Source organism: Amycolatopsis sp. A1MSW2902, from assembly GCF_017312175.1.
Lineage (GTDB): Bacteria > Actinomycetota > Actinomycetes > Mycobacteriales > Pseudonocardiaceae > Amycolatopsis > Amycolatopsis nivea.
The window spans coordinates 7425273-7444142 of record NZ_QJPO01000001.1; the positions used below are offsets into that span (position 1 = coordinate 7425273).

The 18870-nt window shown below is 69.5% G+C and carries 20 protein-coding genes; 14 read left to right on the forward strand and 6 right to left on the reverse strand.

Translation table 11 applies throughout. The features are described 5' to 3' along the window. Positions 1-50 precede the first annotated feature (50 nt). From DMP23_RS34540 to DMP23_RS34555, 4 genes are all read right to left on the reverse strand, one after another. On the reverse strand, positions 51-797 hold the full coding sequence (locus DMP23_RS34540) for an ABC transporter permease (protein ID WP_037809034.1): 747 nt from the start codon (positions 795-797) through the stop codon (positions 51-53). 28 nt (positions 798-825) lie between these two features. Continuing rightward, complete coding sequence (locus DMP23_RS34545) at positions 826-1761, reverse strand: ABC transporter ATP-binding protein (protein WP_037809032.1); 936 nt, start codon at positions 1759-1761, stop codon at positions 826-828. Positions 1762-1996: 235 nt separating this feature from the next. After that, complete coding sequence (locus tag DMP23_RS34550) at positions 1997-2653, reverse strand: response regulator (RefSeq protein WP_009085178.1); 657 nt, start codon at positions 2651-2653, stop codon at positions 1997-1999. Continuing rightward, the gene (locus tag DMP23_RS34555; protein ID WP_337824473.1) at positions 2650-3861 is read right to left on the reverse strand and encodes a sensor histidine kinase; all 1212 of its coding nucleotides are present in this window, start codon (positions 3859-3861) and stop codon (positions 2650-2652) included. The genes DMP23_RS34550 and DMP23_RS34555 overlap by 4 nt, the downstream gene beginning before the upstream one ends. Positions 3862-4027: 166 nt before the next feature. On the opposite strand from DMP23_RS34555, the gene DMP23_RS34560 reads away from it, so the two are divergent. From DMP23_RS34560 to DMP23_RS34620, 13 genes are all read left to right on the forward strand, one after another. Beyond that, the gene (locus DMP23_RS34560) at positions 4028-5572 is read left to right on the forward strand and encodes a dynamin family protein (RefSeq protein ID WP_134727745.1); all 1545 of its coding nucleotides are present in this window, start codon (positions 4028-4030) and stop codon (positions 5570-5572) included. Between the two features lie 32 nt (positions 5573-5604). Beyond that, positions 5605-6198 (forward strand): hypothetical protein, encoded by a 594-nt coding sequence (locus DMP23_RS34565; RefSeq protein WP_134727744.1) that lies wholly within the window; start codon positions 5605-5607, stop codon positions 6196-6198. Between the two features lie 78 nt (positions 6199-6276). Beyond that, entirely contained in the window at positions 6277-6756 is a 480-nt protein-coding gene (locus DMP23_RS34570; protein WP_037809028.1) for a YqeB family protein, read from the forward strand. Between the two features lie 7 nt (positions 6757-6763). After that, on the forward strand, positions 6764-7366 hold the full coding sequence (locus DMP23_RS34575) for a TetR/AcrR family transcriptional regulator (RefSeq protein ID WP_337823567.1): 603 nt from the start codon (positions 6764-6766) through the stop codon (positions 7364-7366). A 69-nt stretch (positions 7367-7435) separates the two neighbouring features. After that, on the forward strand, positions 7436-7900 hold the full coding sequence (gene grpE / locus DMP23_RS34580) for a nucleotide exchange factor GrpE (RefSeq protein ID WP_199817334.1): 465 nt from the start codon (positions 7436-7438) through the stop codon (positions 7898-7900). Next, the gene (locus DMP23_RS34585) at positions 7897-9723 is read left to right on the forward strand and encodes a dynamin family protein (protein ID WP_238603746.1); all 1827 of its coding nucleotides are present in this window, start codon (positions 7897-7899) and stop codon (positions 9721-9723) included. Before grpE ends, DMP23_RS34585 begins: the two co-directional genes overlap by 4 nt. Positions 9724-9730: 7 nt before the next feature. Further along, positions 9731-10282 carry a hypothetical protein gene (locus tag DMP23_RS34590; RefSeq protein WP_337823568.1) on the forward strand — a complete coding sequence of 184 codons (552 nt, stop codon included), beginning with the start codon at positions 9731-9733 and terminating at the stop codon, positions 10280-10282. A 96-nt stretch (positions 10283-10378) separates the two neighbouring features. After that, positions 10379-11077, forward strand: coding sequence for a hypothetical protein (locus tag DMP23_RS34595; RefSeq protein ID WP_037809024.1), 699 nt, complete (start codon positions 10379-10381; stop codon positions 11075-11077). Positions 11078-11514: 437 nt separating this feature from the next. Next, a complete protein-coding gene (locus tag DMP23_RS34600; RefSeq protein WP_037809023.1) occupies positions 11515-13335 on the forward strand; it encodes a phosphoenolpyruvate carboxykinase (GTP) in 1821 nt (606 codons plus the stop codon). Between the two features lie 87 nt (positions 13336-13422). Continuing rightward, on the forward strand, positions 13423-14316 hold the full coding sequence (locus tag DMP23_RS34605) for a TIGR03621 family F420-dependent LLM class oxidoreductase (RefSeq protein ID WP_337823569.1): 894 nt from the start codon (positions 13423-13425) through the stop codon (positions 14314-14316). Next, positions 14313-14918 carry an ATP-binding cassette domain-containing protein gene (locus DMP23_RS34610; protein ID WP_134664413.1) on the forward strand — a complete coding sequence of 202 codons (606 nt, stop codon included), beginning with the start codon at positions 14313-14315 and terminating at the stop codon, positions 14916-14918. The genes DMP23_RS34605 and DMP23_RS34610 overlap by 4 nt, the downstream gene beginning before the upstream one ends. Further along, positions 14912-16180, forward strand: a complete 1269-nt coding sequence (locus DMP23_RS34615; protein WP_337823570.1) for a DUF6297 family protein — start codon at positions 14912-14914, stop codon at positions 16178-16180. The genes DMP23_RS34610 and DMP23_RS34615 overlap by 7 nt, the downstream gene beginning before the upstream one ends. A gap of 46 nt (positions 16181-16226) precedes the next feature. Then, positions 16227-16802 (forward strand): EndoU domain-containing protein, encoded by a 576-nt coding sequence (locus DMP23_RS34620; protein WP_337823571.1) that lies wholly within the window; start codon positions 16227-16229, stop codon positions 16800-16802. Positions 16803-16806: 4 nt separating this feature from the next. Here the strand turns inward: DMP23_RS34620 and DMP23_RS34625 are convergent, their stop codons facing one another. Next, the gene (locus DMP23_RS34625) at positions 16807-17520 is read right to left on the reverse strand and encodes an SDR family oxidoreductase (protein ID WP_337823572.1); all 714 of its coding nucleotides are present in this window, start codon (positions 17518-17520) and stop codon (positions 16807-16809) included. A gap of 76 nt (positions 17521-17596) precedes the next feature. On the opposite strand from DMP23_RS34625, the gene DMP23_RS34630 reads away from it, so the two are divergent. Continuing rightward, entirely contained in the window at positions 17597-18442 is an 846-nt protein-coding gene (locus DMP23_RS34630) for a LysR family transcriptional regulator (RefSeq protein ID WP_337823573.1), read from the forward strand. A gap of 88 nt (positions 18443-18530) precedes the next feature. Here the strand turns inward: DMP23_RS34630 and DMP23_RS34635 are convergent, their stop codons facing one another. Further along, positions 18531-18800, reverse strand: coding sequence for a helix-turn-helix domain-containing protein (locus DMP23_RS34635; protein ID WP_037809018.1), 270 nt, complete (start codon positions 18798-18800; stop codon positions 18531-18533). Between the last annotated feature and the right edge of the window lie 70 nt (positions 18801-18870).

Here is an 18870-nt window from a genome sequence, read left to right on the forward strand (position 1 = left end):
TTCGGCTCCGCCGGCCCCCGCCTGACTCGCCCGAACGCCCCTGTGGGTCTTTACGCGTCGCGCTTCTTCGCGACGCCGATCGCGATGGCCAGCAGCACCACGGCCACCCCGGCGAAGTAGGCCAGCGAGCCCCACTGCGACAGGACCGCGTCCGGCATGCCCGGTCCGCGCGAGGAAGCCGAACCGCCGAGGAAGCGCTCCGCGACGTTGAACGGCATCCACTGGTGGATCTTCGGGCCGATGGTCGGGATCAGCTGCACGAGGCTTTCCACCGCCAGCACGTAGATCAGCAGCAGCGAGAGCGCGCCTGCGCTGTGCCGGATCAGCGTTCCGACGGCGACCGCGATGACCGCGGCGAAGGCGAACACCACGCCGACTCCCGCGACGTTGATCCAGTCCGCGGAGGTGTGCAGCGCCACCGAGTCCGACGGGCGGATCGCGTAGCCGAGCGCCCACGCGCCGAAGGCGGCGATCTCGCCGATCACGAGCGACAGCAGCGCGACGACGGTGGCCTTGGCGACGAGCACCGAACCCCGGTGCGGCACCGCCTGGAACGTGGTGCGGATCGTGCCGAAGCGGTACTCGGTGGTGACCGACAGCGCCGCCAGCACCATGATCACCGCGATGCCGAACTGGTGCCCGGCCTGGGTGTTGGCGACCGAGATCGTTTCCCCGCTCGGCAACGCGGTGGCCATGAGGCCGGCGAAGCCGACGGTGAGCGCGACGGCGATGAGGGCGCACCACCACGGCGACCGGGTGGTGAAGAGCTTGATGCGTTCGACCGCGAGCAAAGTCATGAGTTTTCTCTTCCCAACGAGAGTGTGGTCAGCGGATGGCCGCGGCCTGCTGCGCCTCAGCTTCGAGCCCGGTGTGGTACTCGACGGAGTCGCCGGTGATCTGCATGAAGGCTTGTTCGAGCGAGCCGGTCTGCGGGCTCAGCTCGTGCAGCACGAGGTTCGCCGAAGCGGCGATCTCGCCGATCTTCGCACTGTCCATTCCGGACACGATGAGCGCTTCGCCGGAATCGGTGACCTGTGCGCTGGCGGAGATCAGCTGCTGGCGCAGCGCCGGAAGCTGCGGCGAGCGCACCTTCACGGTGTTTTCCGCGGCCCGCGCCACGAATTCCTCAGTGGTGGACTGCGCGATCAGCTGGCCCTTGCCGATGACCACGAGGTCGGTCGCGGTGAGCGCCATCTCCGAAAGCAGGTGGCTCGACACGAACACGGTCCGGCCCTCGGCGGCGAGGCGCTGCATGAACTTGCGGATCCAGAGGATGCCCTCCGGGTCGAGGCCGTTCACCGGCTCGTCGAACAGCAGCACCTCCGGGTCGCCGAGGAGCGCGGCGGCGATGCCGAGCCGCTGCGACATGCCGAGCGAGAACCCGCCCGCCCGCTTGCCCGCGACGCTGGTGAGCCCGACGGTGTCGAGCACCTCCTCCACCCGCGAGGCCGGGATCCGGTTGGACCGGGCCATCCACTGCAGGTGGGCCCGCGCGGAGCGGTTGGGGTGCACCCATTTCGCGTCGAGCAGCGCGCCGACCGTGCGCAGCGGGTCCTTCAGCTCGCGGTAGAGCTTCCCGCCGATCCGGACCTGGCCCGCGGTCGGGTTGTCCAGGCCGAGGATCATGCGCATGGTCGTGGACTTGCCGGCGCCGTTCGGGCCGAGGAATCCGGTGACTTTCCCCGCTGCCACGCTGAACGACAGGTTGTTCACCGCGAGCGTGCTCCCGTAACGCTTGGTGAGACCTGTTGCCTCGATCATCCCCTGCTCCCTCTACGGCGGTGCTAACGGAATTCATCCTGTCTCAGCGCGGCCGTTTTCGCGTCATCCTGTGGATCGAACCGGCTACCCGACCTGAGTAGTACTCAATCGTGTCGCAGGGTGGAGCGCGATGGGGGATGCCCCTGAGCCGACCCTGAACTTTCCCCCGTACGCGCGGACCCCGCTGCGGAATCCGCGGCGGGGTCCGGTGTGGACAGTGTCCGAACGGGATGGTTCAGCCGATCCCGGGACGGGCGAGCCCGGTCTCGTACGCGAGGACGACCGCCTGCACGCGGTCGCGCAGGTCGAGCTTCGACAGGATCCGCCCGACGTGGGTTTTCACCGTAGCCTCGGAAAGGAACAGGGTTTCGGCGATTTCGACGTTCGACATGCCTTTCGCGATCAGTACGAGCACTTCGCGTTCGCGGTCGGTCAGCACGTCGAGTTCGGCCGGATCGCGCATTTCCGAACCGCCCGAGCCGACGAATCGGTCGAGCAGCCTGCGCGTGACCGAGGGCGACATCACCGCGTCGCCGTCGGCGACCGAACGCAGCGCGGACACCAGGTAGTCCGGCTGGGTGTCCTTGAGCAGGAAGCCGGACGCGCCGCCCTGCAGCGCGGCGTAGACGTACTCGTCGAGGTCGAAGGTGGTCATCACGAGCACCCGCGCGGTGCCTGCCGCGACGATCTGTTTCGTCGCCTCGACGCCGTCGAGCACCGGCATCCGCACGTCCATCAAGACGACGTCGGGCCGCAGTTCGGCGGCCATCCGCACGGCTTGCGCGCCGTCGCCGGCCTCGCCGACCACGTCGATGTCGGCCTGCGCGCCCAGCACCATCCGGAACCCGACGCGCATCAATTCCTGGTCGTCGACGACCACCACTCGGATCACGAGTTCAACCTAACCGGCAGCACCGCTCGCACCTGCCAGCCACCGCCGGCGGCGGGGCCCACCTCCAGTGTCCCGCCGTACACGTGCGCCCGCTCCCGCATCCCGATCAGCCCGTTCCCGCCCGCGACCGACAGCCGCGGCGCAGGCTGCCGAACCGTCGCCGCCGTCGCGGACGAGCCGGTCGCTCCGTTCGCGCCGACCTGTTCCAGCCGCCGCGCCCGGCCCGCGCCGTCGTCGCGCACGAGCACCTCGACCTGGTCGCCGGTCCGGTGCACCCGGACCGCGGCGCTCGCCCCGGCCCCCGCGTGCTTGAGCGTGTTGGTGAGCGATTCCTGGACGATCCGGTAGATCCCGAGCGACACCCCGGCGGGCAGTTCGTCCAGTCCGTCGCCGAGGGCGAGGTCGACCGGGACGCCCGCGGCGCGCATCCGCTCGGCGAGGTCGCCCAGCGCGGTCGCGTCCGGCTGCGGCACCCGGGGTTCGTCGTCGCCGCGGTCGTTGCGCAGCACGTCGAGCAGCCGGCGCAGTTCGCCGAGCGCGCCGCGGCCGGTTTCGGAGATCGTCCCCAGCGCGCGTCCGGCCAGCTCCGGATTGGACTTCAGGGCGAGCGCGGCACCGTCGGCCTGCACGACCATCACGCTCACCGAATGCGCCACCACGTCGTGCAGTTCCCGGGCGATCCGCCCGCGCTCCTCGGCCACCGCGATGCGCGCGGCCTGATCGCGTTCGGTCTCCAGCAGATGCAACCGGGCCTCCAGTTCGCGCTGGTAGGCGCGGCGGGCGTACATGAATTCGCCGAGCAGCCAGCAGAAGGCGATGGTGAAGGCGCTGAACACCAGCTGCGCCAGCATCGACGGCTCGGGCTTGACGATCGCGGTGACGATCATGGCCACCACGAACGCGCCGCCGTAGAGCAGGCCCTGTTTGCGTCCGACATAGACCTGGACCGAGTAGAGGCTGATCGCGAGCGCGGCCAGTCCGGAAACTCCGAGGTCCAGCGCGCCGTGCGCGTACGAAATGACGTACACGATGTACGCGGCGAGGACCGGCCGTTTGCGGCGGAAGACCAGCGGCGCGACCACGGCGAGGTCGATCGGGATCGCGAGGTACCACTTCGGGCCGGGCAGTTCGGGGTCGAGGCTGTTGGTGGCGAACACCAGGATGTCGAACGCCGCGAGGAACAGCGCGAGCAGCGAGTCCCCGACCATCGGGTGAGCACGCATCCAGAGGCTGAGCCGTCGCACGACTCAACAGTAGGTCGCGTCCCGGGCGGCCGCGTCGGTCCCGGGTAGCACCTTCGGTGCGACCGAAGGATGACCGGCATGCGACGATTCCTGCTCGGGTGAGCGAACGAGCCGGAAGGGGGCCGGGGCGGTGACGGCAGCGGCGGAACGGGGACGACTCGCCGGCCCACTGTCCGCGTCGGTGGCGGAGCTGTGCCACCGGCTGCGGTCCCAGGTGTCCCCGCGCACCGCCGCCGGGTTCGCCGAGGTGCTGCGGCGGCTCGGCGCGCCGTTGCAGGTCGCGGTCGCCGGGCGGATCAAATCGGGCAAGTCGACGCTGGTCAACGCGTTGATCGGGCGGCTGGTCGCACCCACCGACGTCGGCGAGTGCACGCGGCTGGTCACGCGGTTCCAGTACGGCACCGTCGACCGGGTCGAGGTGGTGTTCCTCGACGGCCGCAAGCAGGTGCTGCCCTTCGCCGCGGACGGTTCGATCCCGGCCGAGCTCGGCGTCGACATCTCCGAGGTCTCGCACCTCGAGGCCTACCTCACCAACGCGGTGCTGCAGGACATGACGGTGATCGACACCCCCGGCCTCGGCTCGCTGGACGCCGCGTCGGTGTCGCGGACCGAGCAGCTGCTGGGCGCGGCCGAGCAGGACGAGGGTTCCGACGACCTCGACGACACCTCGCGCAACGCCGTCGCGGGCGCGGAGGCCGTGCTTTACGTGGTGACCCAGGGCGTGCGCGCGGACGATCAGCAGGCGCTGGCCGCGTTCACCGCCGCGACCGCGAGCCGGGACGCGGGGCCGGTCAACGCGATCGCCGTGTTGAACAAGGCGGACACGGTCGTCGCGGAAACTGTCGAAGGCTCCGGCGGAGACGTCTGGAAGGCCGCGCAGCTGCTCGCCGAGAAGCAGGCCGCGACGCTGAAGCCGCGTGTCGCGGACGTGCTGCCGGTGATCGGCCTGATCGCCGAATCGGCCGAGTCCGGCGGGTTCACCTCCGCCGACGCCGAAGCGCTCGGCCAGCTCGCCGCGCTCGACGACGACGTACTCGAAACGATGCTCATCGCGGCCGACATCTTCACCAGCTGGGAGTGCGACATCCCGACCGGAATCCGGTTGCGGCTGCTGGAGAAACTCGATCTCTTCGGAATCCGCTGCGCGGTCGACGCGATCCGCGCGGAACCGGAGATCACCGCGGGAGCGTTGCGCCGCAAGCTTCTCGACATCTCCGGACTCGACGCGGTGCGCCGTCGGCTGTCGATCGTCTTCGCCGCGCGCGCGGACGGGATCAAGGCCGCGGCCGCGCTGGCGTCGGTGACCGCGCTGGCGCACGCGTCCGGCGACCCGGGCGAACGGCAGCGCGTGCACGACGCGATCGAGGTGCTGCTGGCCCGCCCGGAAGCGCATCAGCTGCGGCTGCTGGAAGCGTTGACGCTCGTCGCCTCTGGCGCGGTCGAGATGCCGGAAGACCTGGCGGAAGAGGTGCTCCGGGTCGGCAGCAACGCCGACCTCGGCGCGCAGCTCGGCCTTCCCGGCGCCTCGCGGCCGGAGCTGGCGGCGCACGCGCTGGAACGCGCCGGCTGGTGGCGGTCTTTCGCGTCGTTCGGCGCGACTCCGGCGCAAAGCCGCGTGGCCCACGTCGTGCACCGCGCCTATTTCCTGATCTGGCAACAGATTCGCGAACAGTAAACAACCCGTCCGCGACGCGTAGGCTGAATGTCGTGCGGCTGGAGGACACCACCTCGTGGCGGGTGAACTGGGGGAGCGACCACGACGTCGACGTGGCGTTGTTCCTCCGGGACGTGCTCGCGCTCTCGATCGCCGACGGCCAGCTGCTGCCGCCGGTCGAACCCGCCGTCCCGGTCCACGTCCCGCCCGCCCTCGACCGCGCGGCGGTGCAGGCGCAGTGGGAACCGTGGTGGAACGGCCTGCTGACCTTCCTCCGCGAGCGCGGTTCCGCCCGCACCCGCCGGAAAAGCCCTGCTCCCGGCGACGGTTCGGCGATCGACCTCGCGGCCCAGCACTTCGCCCCCGCCGCCGCCGAACACTTCGCCGCGGCCCGCCGCCCGGTCTCGTCCGGCTTCCACCGCCGCCAGATCCTCGCGAGCGAACGGATCGGCCGGCTCGTCCGCGAAACCGAGGTGGAGCTGGGCCGCCGCGCGCGGCCGTTCCGGCTGTCGGTGCTGGAGATCCCGGTCGCGGGCCGGGTGTGGCTGCGGACGGCGGAGCACCAGCTGCTGGTCTCGTCCCGGCTGGCCGCGGACGTTCCGGCGCTCGACCAGGCGATGCGCTCGCTGATCCACGAACTCGCCTGACCCTGGCGCAAACGCTTGCCCCAGGGTTTCGCGCACCCTGGTTTGATAAACCGAGCACTCGGTCTAATAATGATCCCCATGGAGACAGTGGTCGACGAACCGGCGTGGGTGCGCCGCGGGTCCTGGCTGGTCTGCCCGGTCGCCGGGGCACTGCTGGGTTGGGGCGTGCAGGCGCTCGCCGACTGGATCACGTCCTTGCCGTGGTTTCCGGTGCAGGGCCCGTTCCGGCTGCTGCATTCGGTGCCGCAGCCGTGGCGGCTGATCGGTGCGGTCGTCGTCGGCCTGCTGCTCGGGGTCGCGTTCGCCTGGTTCTGGGCGTGGGACCGGCTGATCGTCACGGTGTCCGCCACGCGCGTCACGCTCGAACGGCGTGAGCGGCGCCGGCGCATCGACACTCCCCTCACCTCCGTGTTCGTCGACGACGGCAAGCTCGTGCTGCTCGGCGAAAACGACCGGGAAATCGCCAGGGAGAAGACAGACCTGTCGCGGCGGCAGTTGGCCGAAGCGTTCACCGCGCACGGCCGCCCGTGGCTCGACGAACCGCCGCCTGAGCGATGATGTTCCCGTGGTGAGGACCGTCGATCCGGAAAAGCACGCGGCGAAACGACGCGCGATTCTCGACGCGGCAGCGGGATGCTTCGCCCGCGACGGGTTCGAAAAGACCTCCACCGCGGACATTTGCCGCGCCGCCGGGATCAGCTCCGGCAGCCTGTTCCACTACTTCCCCAGCAAGCGTGCGGTCTTTGTCGGCATTTTCGAGGCGGACACCGCCGACAACGAGGAACTGCTCGCCACCGCGGTGGACATGGCCGACCCGTGGGAAGGCGTGCTCGCCGTCGTCGGGCGGATGACGGTGGCGATCGTGGTGCCCGGCGTCGTGCGGCTGATCCTCGAGGCGGCCGCGCAGGCCGCGCGCGATCCGGAGTTCAACGAGCTGATCCGCAGCAACGACGACCGCATGCGCGTCGGTCTCGCGGACTTGATCGAGCGCGGGGCCCGGACCGGACGGTTCTCCCCCATGCTGTCCCCCGTCGACGCGGGAAACTGGGTCGTCGCGCTGGTCGACGCCCTGCTTTCCCGTGCGAGCCTCGACCCCGACCTGGACGTCGAGCACGAGCAGGCGGTGCTGCGGCAGTTGCTGACCCGGATTCTCGGCCCGTCTGAGTGATCCGCCCCCGCCGCGCACCGCATTGCCGCAAACTGGTGAAATCACCCGGACGACCAGGGGAGGGTCTCAATGGCGTGGTTCGGCCACGAGGAACCTGCCGACGCGGCCGAAGCGCCGACCGGCGAGATCAGCGCGGACGCTCTCGCGCGGATCATCGCCGAGGCGGACGGAACCGCCGCCGCGGCGGATGCGTCGGATCCCGATGTGGACCTCGTAGCTGCCCCGGGTGACCTCGAACGCGCGCTTTCCGACCGGCAGGCGCTCATCCAGCTCTGCCTGTACGCGCTGGACCGCGCCCGCAGCAGCGGCGTCGTGGAACGGCTCGAACACGGGCTCGCCGACATCGGCGTCACCGCGTTGCGCGCCGAGGGCGAACGCTTCGACCCGTCTCGCCACGAGGCCGGCGGCGCGGTGCCCACCGACGATCCGGAGCTGGAAGGCGTGGTCGCGGAGACCGAGGTCGTCGGGTTCGCCGACCAGGACCGGCTGTTGCGCGCGCCGATCGTCACCGTCTACGCGAAGCGGGCGCAGTGACCGCACCGACGCTTCCCGCTCAGGTCCAGGCCGCTCGCGAACAGCTGCTCGGCGTCGTCCGCGAGGCCGATCCGCAGGCCGCCAAATGGGTCGAGGACCAGCGTAAGGCCCGGTCGGAGAAACCGTCCGTGGTGGTCGTCGGCGAGACGAACCGCGGGAAGAGTTCGCTGGTCAACGCCCTGCTCGCGACCCCGGGACTGTCCCCTGTGGACGCTGACGTGGCCACCGCGACCTACCTCGTTTTCGAGCACGCGCAGCAGTGGGGCGCGCAGGCCTGCTACCCCGGTCAGCTGGCGTCGGTGCCGTTCGACCTGACGCAGCTGGTCGACTGGGTGTCCGCCGCGCACGAGCTGCCGCCGGGACAGCTGCCGCCGCGCTACGTCGAGGTGTCCGGCCCGGTCCCGCTGCTGGAACGGCTGACGCTGGTCGACACTCCTGGCGTCGGCGGGCTCGATTCGCTGCACGGCGAACTGGCCAAGGAAGCCGCCGCGGGCGCGACCGCACTGGTGTTCGTGGTCGACGCGTCGGCCCCGTTCACCTCCACTGAGCTGCAATTCCTGCGCGAGGTCGCGGACCGCGTCGAGACGGTTGTCTTCGTACTGGCCAAAACCGACGCGTTCCGCGGCTGGCGCGAGATCCTGGAAGCCGACCGGCAACTGCTCGCCGAACACGCGCCGCGCTTCGCCGACGCGGTCTTCCATCCGGTGTCGGCGCGCGTCTTCGAGACCGCCGCGAAGGCACCGAACGCGCAGGTCGCCGCGATGCTCCGGGAGAAGTCCGGCATCGCCGCGGTGCAGGTCGCGCTGCAGGAACTGCTGGTCGGCCGGTCGATGATGCTCAAGGAAGCCAACACGCTCCGCTCGCTGTCGAGCGCGCTGGCCGGGATCAAGGCGAAGCTGCAAGCCGAAAGCCGGGCCCTGTCCGCGGGCGAAGCGGAAGCCGAACAACTCCGCGCCCGCCGCGACGATCTGCAGTCCCAGCGCCGCACCTCCACCCGCGGTTGGCAACTGCGCCTGCGCGGCGAAATCCAGCGCACGCGGGTCGAGGTCGGCCACGAGAGCAGCCGCGAAATGCGCGAGGCGCAGGCGCATTTCCGCCAGCGCATCGACGCGGCCAAACGCGACGAACTGGCCGCGCTGCCGCAAGAAGTCGACATCGCGCTGCAGACCGCGTCGCAGCGGGTGTCGATGCAGTTGTCGAGGCGGCTGAACCAGGTGACGAACACAGCGCTGTCGGAGCTGTTCTCCGCCGAGGAGCTCGACGTGATCCGCGCCCAGTTCGCCCGCGCCGGCGGCCCGCCGGTGGTGCTGCGCCCGCCGGACAAGAAACCGCCGACCGCCGAAGACAAACTGCTGGTGTTCATGGGCATTTCCGGCGGCGTCGGCGCCGGGAAGATCGCCGCGTTGCCGCTGGCCGGCGTCGCGATCCTCAACCCGGTCGTGCTCCCGGCGACGATCGTGATCGGCCTCGGCGCGGGCTGGTGGATGGCGCGCACCCGCAAACACGCCTCGGACAAACAACATCTGAAGCAATGGCTGGTCGAAGCGATCGCGGACGCCCGTTCGACGCTCGACCAGCTGATCGCCGAACAGCTCATCGAGGCCGAGCAGCAACTGTCACTCGCTCTCGACGAGGCGCTCGGCCGCCGCATCGAGGCGATCGAGGCGGAGCTGAAAGAGGTGGACCAGACGATCAAGATGAGCGCGCAGGAGCGGGCGAAGAAGATCGCGATCGTCTCGAAACGCCTCAAGGACGTGACCGAGGGCCATACCCGGGCCGAAACTCTGCTTTCCCGCATTCGCACGGTCCGCGATCGGGCATGATCAGCGGGTGACGTACGGACCTGGATCGCCGCAACCACCGCAGTGGGGTGCACCGCCGCCCGCTCCGCAGTGGGGCGGCCCGCCGCCGCAACAGTGGCAGCCACCGCAACCGCCGAAGAAGCGCCGCCGGATCGGGCTGATCATCGGGATCTGCCTGGGTGCCGTAGTGCTTCTTGCTGGTGGCGGCGTCGCCATCTTCATCGTCGCGACCGACGACAGCGTCGAGGTGCACCGCCCGGCAGGCGGGCCCGAGGTCGTGGTCAAGGCTTACGTCGACGCGGTCAACAGGCGCGACCCGATCGGCCTGCAGAACGTCAACTGCCACGCCTCCACTGAGTATCCGGCGACCCGGGCGGTCCAGAGCTTCGACGAGGACAACGTCCGGATCCGCCTCGGCAAGCCGACCACCGGCCCCGGCGACGGCGCGTTCTTCGAGGTCGAGGTCACCCGGAACGCCCATCCGGCGACGACCACCCGGCTGGATCTGAACCGCGAGGAAGCCGGGACCTGGTGCGTTTTCGTCACCGGCGACGGGCTTCCGGCCAACCTGCCGCCGTGAGCACGTGATCGGCTTGTGGACGGGAACCGAACCGGCCTAACGTGAGTCATACCGAGCGAGAAACGGCAGACCCGGCGTACTAAGGGGGACCAACCCATGTGGGTCGACGAGAGCGGCGGCACCGACGCGACCGGCCCGGAGGCCTTGACCGTCCACGTCGACGGCCAGGAGTACCAGGCCGAGGTCAACTACGACACCGACCACGACGGGGTCTCCGACACCGCGGTCGTCGAGCACGACGACGGCTCCGCGCAGGCGTTCGCCGACACCGATCACGACGGCGTCGCCGACCACTACGCGGTGCTCGATTCGACCGGGCACGTCGTGGACCAGGCGGTTTACGACGAGCAGAGCGGCAGCTGGGTCGAATCCGGCCACGGCCAGTCCGGTTCCGACGGCACCGACACGCACTCGCAGGACACCTCGACCACCGGGCACATCCACGCCGACCTGCCGGACGGCAACGTCGACGCCGGGGTCGCCACCATCGACACCGACCACGACGGGCACAACGACACCGCCGTGGTCGAGACGAAGTCCGGCGGCACGATCGCGTTCACCGACACCAACGGCGACGGCCAGGCCGACGTCGCGGTGCAGGTCGGCGCGGACGGCTCCACCCACACGTTCGAGCACACCGGCCAGGGCCAGTGGACCGAGGCCGACGGCGGCTCGAACCACGCGGCCGCGGCCGACCCGGGCAGCGACTCGGCCTGGGGCGGCGAGGGCGCCCAGCTGCTCAGCGGCGTCGCGAAGATCGACAGCGGAACCGGGCAGTGGATCAGCCCCAACTGAGCCCTCGGTAACTGACGTCACACGAACGGGTCCGGCCGCGCGCCGGGCCCGTTTCGCTGTCTCCGGGGCCGCCAAATCCCGACGCGATCCGCCCGGCTCCAGCGAACCGGCGCCCGGCAGCGTCCGCGCAAGATCGGAACTGCTCAGCCCCTCTCCCGGCATCCGGCACGAATGCGACGCGGGCCACGCGGAAAGATTTTCGGCGCTGGCCCGTTCCGGTGAAACTGAATCGATTCCCTTATCGTTCTTGTGAGAGAACCGACAGGTCAGCTCTCGGTTACCTGCCGTCCATCCGGCTACAGTCGGGGAATCCCAAAACCCGCACACCGGTCTTCCGCCGGTGTGCGAAGCCATTCGGTCGCCGGCAACGAAGCCCGCACCAAGAACACTGTCGTTCGCGGTGTGGGCTCTTTTGTCGTCGGAAGTCAGGAGTAGAGATGACCGCAGTCGCCATCCCCGGACTGGACAACGCGCCGACGACGCACAGTGGCGTGCTGTCCTGGGTCCGGGAGGTCGCCGAGCTGACCACCCCGGACCGCGTGGTGTGGGTCGACGGGTCTGACGAGGAAGCCGCCCGGATCAACCAGGAGCTGGTCGACGCCGGCACCTTCGTGAAGCTGGACGCCAAGCCGAACTCCTACTGGGCCACCTCGGACCCCGACGACGTCGCGCGGGTCGAGAACCGCACCTTCATCTGTTCGAAGGAAGAGAAGGACGCGGGCCCGACGAACAACTGGGTCGACCCGGCCGAGATGAAGGCCACCATGACGGAGCTGTACCGCGGCTGCATGGCCGGGCGCACGATGTACGTCATCCCGTTCTGCATGGGCCCGCTCGGCGACGAAAACCCCAAGCTGGGCATCGAAATCACCGACTTCGCCTACGTCGTCGCGTCGATGCGCGTGATGACCCGGGCAGGCAAGGCCGCGCTGGACAAGTTCATCGCGCCGGACGGTTCGGAGCGCGAGTTCGTGCCCGCGCTGCACTCGGTCGGCAAGCCGCTGGCCCCGGGCGAGAAGGACGTCGCCTGGCCGTGCAACGAGACCAAGTACATCTCGCACTTCCCGGAGGAGCGGCTGATCTGGAGCTACGGCTCTGGCTACGGCGGCAACTCGTTGCTGGGCAAGAAGTGCTACTCGCTGCGCATCGGCTCGGTCATCGCCCGTGACGAGGGCTGGCTCGCCGAGCACATGCTGATCCTCAAGCTGATCTCGCCCGAGGACAAGGTCCACTACGTCGCGGCGGCGTTCCCGAGCGCCTGCGGCAAGACCAACCTCGCCATGCTGCAGCCGACCATCCCGGGCTGGCGCGCGGAGACCCTCGGCGACGACATCGCGTGGATGCGCTTCGGCGAGGACGGCCGCCTGTACGCGGTGAACCCGGAGTACGGCTTCTTCGGCGTCGCGCCGGGCACCGACAACCACACGAACCCGAACGCCATGCGCACGATCGAGAAGGGCAACACGGTCTTCACGAACGTGGCGCTCACCGACGACGGCGACGTGTGGTGGGAGGGCATGGAGAACAAGCCCGCGCACGCCACCTCGTGGAAGCACCAGGACTGGACGCCCGACTCGGAGGAGAAGGCCGCCCACCCGAACTCGCGGTACTGCGTGCCGATGTCGCAGTGCCCGATCCTCGCGCCGGAGTGGGACGACCCGAAGGGCGTGCCGATCTCGGCGATCCTGTTCGGCGGTCGGCGCAAGACGACGGTGCCGCTGGTGAACCAGGCCCGCGACTGGCAGCACGGTGTGTTCATGGGCGCGACCATGTCGTCGGAGACCACCGCCGCGGCGGTCGGCGCGGTCGGCAACGTGCGCCGCGACCCGATGGCGATGCTGCCGTTCCTCGGCTACCACGCCGGCGACTACTTCAACCACTGGCTGGACCTGGGCAAGAACGCCGACGCGAACAAGCTGCCGAAGATCTTCTACGTCAACTGGTTCCGCCGCGGCGACGACGGCCGCTTCCTGTGGCCGGGCTTCAGCGAGAACTCGCGCGTGCTCAAGTGGGTGCTCGAGCGCGTCGAGGGCAAGGGCAACGCGGTCGAGACCCCGATCGGTTTCGTGCCGAACGCCGAGGACCTCGACCTCGAGGGCCTTTCCGAGCCGGTCGAGGACATCCAGGCCGCGCTGGAGGTGCGCAACGAGGAGTGGCGCGAGGAACTGCCGCTCATCGAGGAGTGGTTCGCGAAGATCGGCGAGGTGCCGTCCTCGCTGCGCGACGAGCTGGACGCGCTGGCCCAGCGGCTGGGCTGACGCCGTCGCACTGCCGTAGGAAGGGGACGTTCGCACCGGGCGCGGACGTCCCCTTCTTCGTTGCCGGAAAACGGTAGCGTGGGCCGCATGGCCTCTGTTGGGGAGAAGACTTTCCGGTTCGGCGTGAACCTGGTGCGGCCGGGCCCGCGTGACGAGTGGGTCGCGAAATGCCGCCGGGTCGAGGAACTCGGCTACGACGTGCTGAGCGTGGCCGACCACCTCGGCATCGCGCCGCCGTTTCCCGCGCTCGTGCTGGCCGGTGCGGTCACCGAACGGGTGCGGCTCAACACTTTCGTGCTCAACGCGCCGTTCTACAACCCGGTGCTGCTCGCGCGCGACGTCGCGGGCACGGACCAATTCGTGTCCGGGCGGCTCGAACTCGGGCTCGGCGCCGGTTATGTCAAAGCGGAGTTCGAAGCGGCCGGAATGCCGTTTCCCAGTGCGGGCGCCAGGGTCGATCACCTCGAACTCGCGATCAAGGAACTCGCGCGGCTGTACGCGGATCCGGAATACGCGCCGAAACCCGTGCAGTCCGGTGGTCCCCCGTTGATGATCGGCGGGCGCGGCGACCGGTTGCTTTCGCTCGCCGCCGAACACGCGGCGACGATTGCCTTCAGCGGCATGGCAAAGGTGCGCGACGGTGCGCCGCTGATGCTGGCGACGGCGGACGCGGTGGAAGAACGCACGCGGTTTGTCGTTGAGCGGCTCGCCGGCCGCGACGCGGAATTCAACCTGCTCGTGCAATTCGTCCAGATCACTGATGATCGCGAAAGCGCGCTGCGCGAAATCCATGCGCGCCTCAGCGACACGCTCACGCTGGACGAACTGGCTGAAGTGCCCACTGTCCTGGTCGGCACCGTCGAGGAAATCGCTGAGCAGCTGGTCGCGCATCGCGCTCGGTTCGGTTTCAGCTATTTCACCGTCCTCGAGCCGAATCTCGAAGTGCTGGCCCCGGTGGTGGAGCTGCTGTGTCGCCGATAGTGGACGCGCGCGGGCTCGGCGTGAAGGCCGGTGACCTGTGGCTGTTGGAGGATCTCGATTTTTCCGTCGACCCCGGCGAATGCGCGGTGCTCGTCGGGCCTAACGGCGTCGGGAAATCCACCTTGATGCGGTGTCTGTACGGGATGCAGGAACCGCAGCGGGGCCGGGTGCTGATCGACGGAGCCAAACCGGACGAACGCAGTGTTTCCTTCCGTCGCAAGGTTTCCGTGCTCTTCGACGATTCCGACTTCTTCGCCGAACTGACTCCGATGCAGCACCTGGAACTGCTCTCCGGCTCGTTCGGCGAAGACCTCGGCGATTACGGCGAACTGCTCGCGGACGCGGGGCTCGCCGAACGCGCCCGCGTCACCGCCGGGCATTTCTCGGCCGGACAGCGTCGCCGGTTGCTGCTGCTCGGCGTCACCGCGCGGCCGCATCGGGTGCTGTTGCTGGACGAGCCGGAACGCGCGCTCGACACCGCGGGCAAGGAATGGCTGGTCAAACTGATCGGCCGCTCCACCGCCGCGGGGGCGGCAGTTGTCGTTGCCACGCACCATCAACCGTTGCTGGACACGGCAGACAGCGTGCTCGAACTGTGGTGACCCGGTTGCGTGTGCCCGGCCGCAAGCGGTTCGGCGGCATTTTCAGCGGTGACAGTCCTACGTTCGTGCTGATCTTCGGCGTCGGCTTCCTGTTCACCGCCTTTTTCCGCACCGACGCCTGGCATCGAGTCCTCTTTGGACCGTCCGCAGTGGACTATTCGGCGGTGCTCGGCCTCGTCGCGTTGTGCGCCGCGGTGGGCTGGCGAAGCCTGCTGCGCCGCGGGTTCGTCTGGGCCGAACCGGCCGAGCTGACCTGGATGGACTTCGCGCAGGTGGACCGTCGCCGCGTCGTGGCGACCCGGCTGGCCGGCGTGCTCACCGGATTCGTGGTGGTGATCGGATATCTCGCCGCGCTGATGCTGGCGGTCGGCGGCAGTTCGGTCGACTGGTGGCGCGCCGCCGCAGCTCTCGTCGCGGGCGGCACGATCCTCGCGTTCACGACCGCGCGGCGCACCGCGTTCCTTTTCGAAGCCGTTGGACCGCTGCTGCTCGCGGTGGCTGGTGTCGTCATCGCCGCGGCGAGGCTCGACGCGATGGCGGTGCAGTACGTCGGCGCGGCGCTCGCGTTATGCGGGCTGTTGCTGGCTTTTGGCGGCGAAGCGGTCAGCGGCGCCGGCCGCGCGGTGCTGCTGAACGGCTGGAACGCGCGGGTCCTGCGCGCGATGGCGGTCACGTTTCTCGACCCGATGATGATGCTGCCGGAGTCCGCGTCCGCCGGTTCGTGGTCGTTGCGCCCGCCCACCGCGTTCCGGCTCGCGTGGGTCGGGATCGTGGGCCGTTCCCGGTACGCGGGCGCGGTTTTGTTAGTGGCTTTCGCGGTAGCCGTCGGACATGTTGCTGTTCCCACTCTGCCGGGACCGGTGCTCCTCGGCATCGGCGCGTACGTCGCGCTTACTCCTTTCGGGGCTGGTCTCGGCGTGCTGTGGCGGAATCCAGGTCGGCGACGGTGGCTGGGTTCGTCGTCGCAGGAGCTGGTGATCGCCCACGGTGTCGCGCTGACGGTGGTCGCCCTGGTCTGGTGCGCTCTGCTCTCAGTGGCGCTTTTGGCTTTGGGCACCGCGTTTTCGCCGCTCTCGTGGGTGACCGTCGCCCTGGCGGTGCTGTCGGTGTTGCGCACCGTCACGCGGCAACCGGTCGACTACAGCAGCGCGGGTTTCGTCGACACCCCTGCTGGCCCGATGCCAGCAAACCTTATGCGGCAACTGTTCCGCGGTCCGGACCTGCTGGCGGTCGGAATCCTGGTGTTGGCACAACTCGGCTGAACGGCGTAGTCCGGGTTAGGCTCCGTGCCGACGAGAGGAGCCGAACGTGGGCGGTGGACACGCTTCCGGCATCGGACGCAGGGCGACGTGCGAGTTCCCGCCCGCATGGAGCGACGAGCAGATCATCGCGGTGGTCAAGGACGTCGCCAACGATCCGGGCGAACCCCGGCGGCAGCAGTACAACGGCCGCTGGCGCTGCGTCGGCGAACGCTACGGCGTGCGCGTGGTCGTCCTGGTCAACGGCGACGGGAACGTGCACACCAGCTACCCGCTGCCGGGCCCCGGCGTCGTCCGGAACGCGGACGCCGCGCGAGACCCGGCGAACCCGACCGTCGACGACCGCGCGGGCAACCGGATCAGCTACTTCGTCGACAGCGTCCTGCGCCTGCTCGCCGACCGGATGCCTGCCGAAGACCTCGAGCACTACCGCGATCTGCAGTGGTCCGGCGAATGGGAGGAGCTGGCCGACACCCTGGCCGCGCACTTCGAGGTGACCGGCATCCAGCTCAACCCGGACGAGTACGCGGACTTCGAGAAGCTGCTGAACTCGTTCGAACTGCCGGTCCGCGACTGCCGCTACCTCAACGACCGGGAACGGGTCCTCGCCGACCTGCGCGGCTGAGGCGTCACCAGGGGACCTCCCCGGCGTCGTCGAAGAATCCGCCGCGCGGCCCGTCGTCCGGCAGGGTCGCGAGTTTGACCGCGATCGCCGCGCCCTGCTCGGGGGTCCTGGTTCCGGCGTAGCCGTTGAAATCCGTTGCTACGTAACCGGGACACGCGGCGTTGATGATGACGTTCGTGTCGGCGAGCGCGCGGGCGTACTGCACGGTGATGCTGTTGAGCATCGTCTTCGACGGCGCATAAGCGGCGAGGATCGGTCCGGTTCGCAGCTTCAGCGAACCCATGTTGCTGGACAGGTTGACGATGCGCGGCGAATCGGCGCGGCGCAGCAGCGGCAGCATCGCGTTCGTGACCCGGACGACGCCGAAGACGTTCGTGTCGAGGACCGTGCGGAGGACGTCGAGGTCGAGTGTCGTCGGATCCTGGGCGCCGCCGTCGAACGGGCCGCTGATGCCGGCGTTGTTGACCAGGACGTCGAGCCGTTCGATGGACTTGGCCGCGGCGGCGACGCTGTCGTCGGAGGTGACGTCGAGCGCGACCCCGAACGCGTCGATGCCCGCGCCGCGCAGTTCTTTGACGGCCTGCTCGCGGTTGTTTTCGTCCCGCGCACCCACGGCGACGGTGAAGCCGATCGAGCCGAGGCCGTGCGCGATGGCGAGGCCGATTCCCTTGTTCGCGCCGGTGATCAGCGCGGTCTTCGTGTCGTTCACTCCGTCCATGGTCGGCGCGGGTTCCTGCCGCGTCCAAGATCAAGTGAGTCCGCTGTGATACCCGCGGGGTATTACGCTGGCGCTGGTGGATGACCTCGAGACCCGCGAACTCCGCTACTTCGCCGCGGTCGCCGAAGAACTGCACTTCGGCCGCGCCGCCGAACGGCTCGGGATCGCGCAGCCGCCGCTCTCGCGCGCGATCGCCCAGCTGGAGCGACGGCTCGGCGTGCAACTCCTCGATCGCAACCGCCGCGGCGTCGCGTTGACCGAGGCAGGCCGGGTCCTGCTGCGCGAATCCCGGCTGGCCCTCGCCGCGGTCGCGGCCGCTGCCCGCCGCACGCGTCGAGCCGGGAATCATCCGCTGGTGCTGGCGACCAAAGCCGGAGCGTCGCACGATCTTCTGCAGCGGCTCTTGGCCGCGGGTCCGCCGGTCGAGATCCTGTTGTGCGAGGTCGGCGAGCAAGCCGGACTGCTGCGCGACGGTTCGGCGGACGTGGCGATCATGCACCGCCCGTACGACGACCTCGCCGGCTTCGACACCGAGGATCTCCAGGTCGAGGGCCAGGTCGCGATCCTCCCGGCCGCCCATCCGCTCGCCGCGCGGGAAACGCTGACCCTGGCCGAGGTCAGCGACGTGCCGGACCTGCCGATCGCCCGCTGGCCTCGCCTCGACGGCAGCTACCCGGACGGTCCTGGGCCGGAGGTGCGCACCCAGTCGACGCTCGCCCAGCTCGTCGCGCTCGGCCGGACACTGCTGGTAATCCCCGCGTCGAGCCGGGCCTGGCAGTGGCCGGAACACGTCGCGGTCCCGGTCGTCGACGCCCCGGACGTCACCACGGTGATCGGCTGGCCGCCGAACAGCCGCTCCCCCGAGGTAGCGGCGCTCGTCCGCGCCGCGGTGGCGCTACGCGAAGAGTCGCCGGTCAGCTGAGCTACCGGACTTGTCCACAGGGGAATCCCTCAGCCCACGGGTGCCCGCTCAACCGTCCCGCAGTACTGCCCAATCAGCCCGGAAAACCTCAGCTGGCCTGCGAAAACGCCGCCGCGTCGCCCTCGCACGCGACGCGCACCCGGTCCAGTGGCATGCCCACCGCGTCAGCGATCGCGGCGACGGTGAAGAACGCGGGCGTCGGGATCCGTCCGGTCTCGATCTTGCGCAGGGTTTCGACCGAAATGCCCGCTTCCGCGGCCACGTCGACCATGCTGCGTCCGGCCCGGGCGGCGCGCAGCACCAGGCCGAGCCGCTCGCCGCGGGAGCGTTCTTCGTCGGTGAGGGGCACGCGGACCATGCCGTTCAGTTTAGCCACAGAGTTGTCCACTGCCTGTGGATAACTCTGTGCACAAGCTGCCCAACCCCGT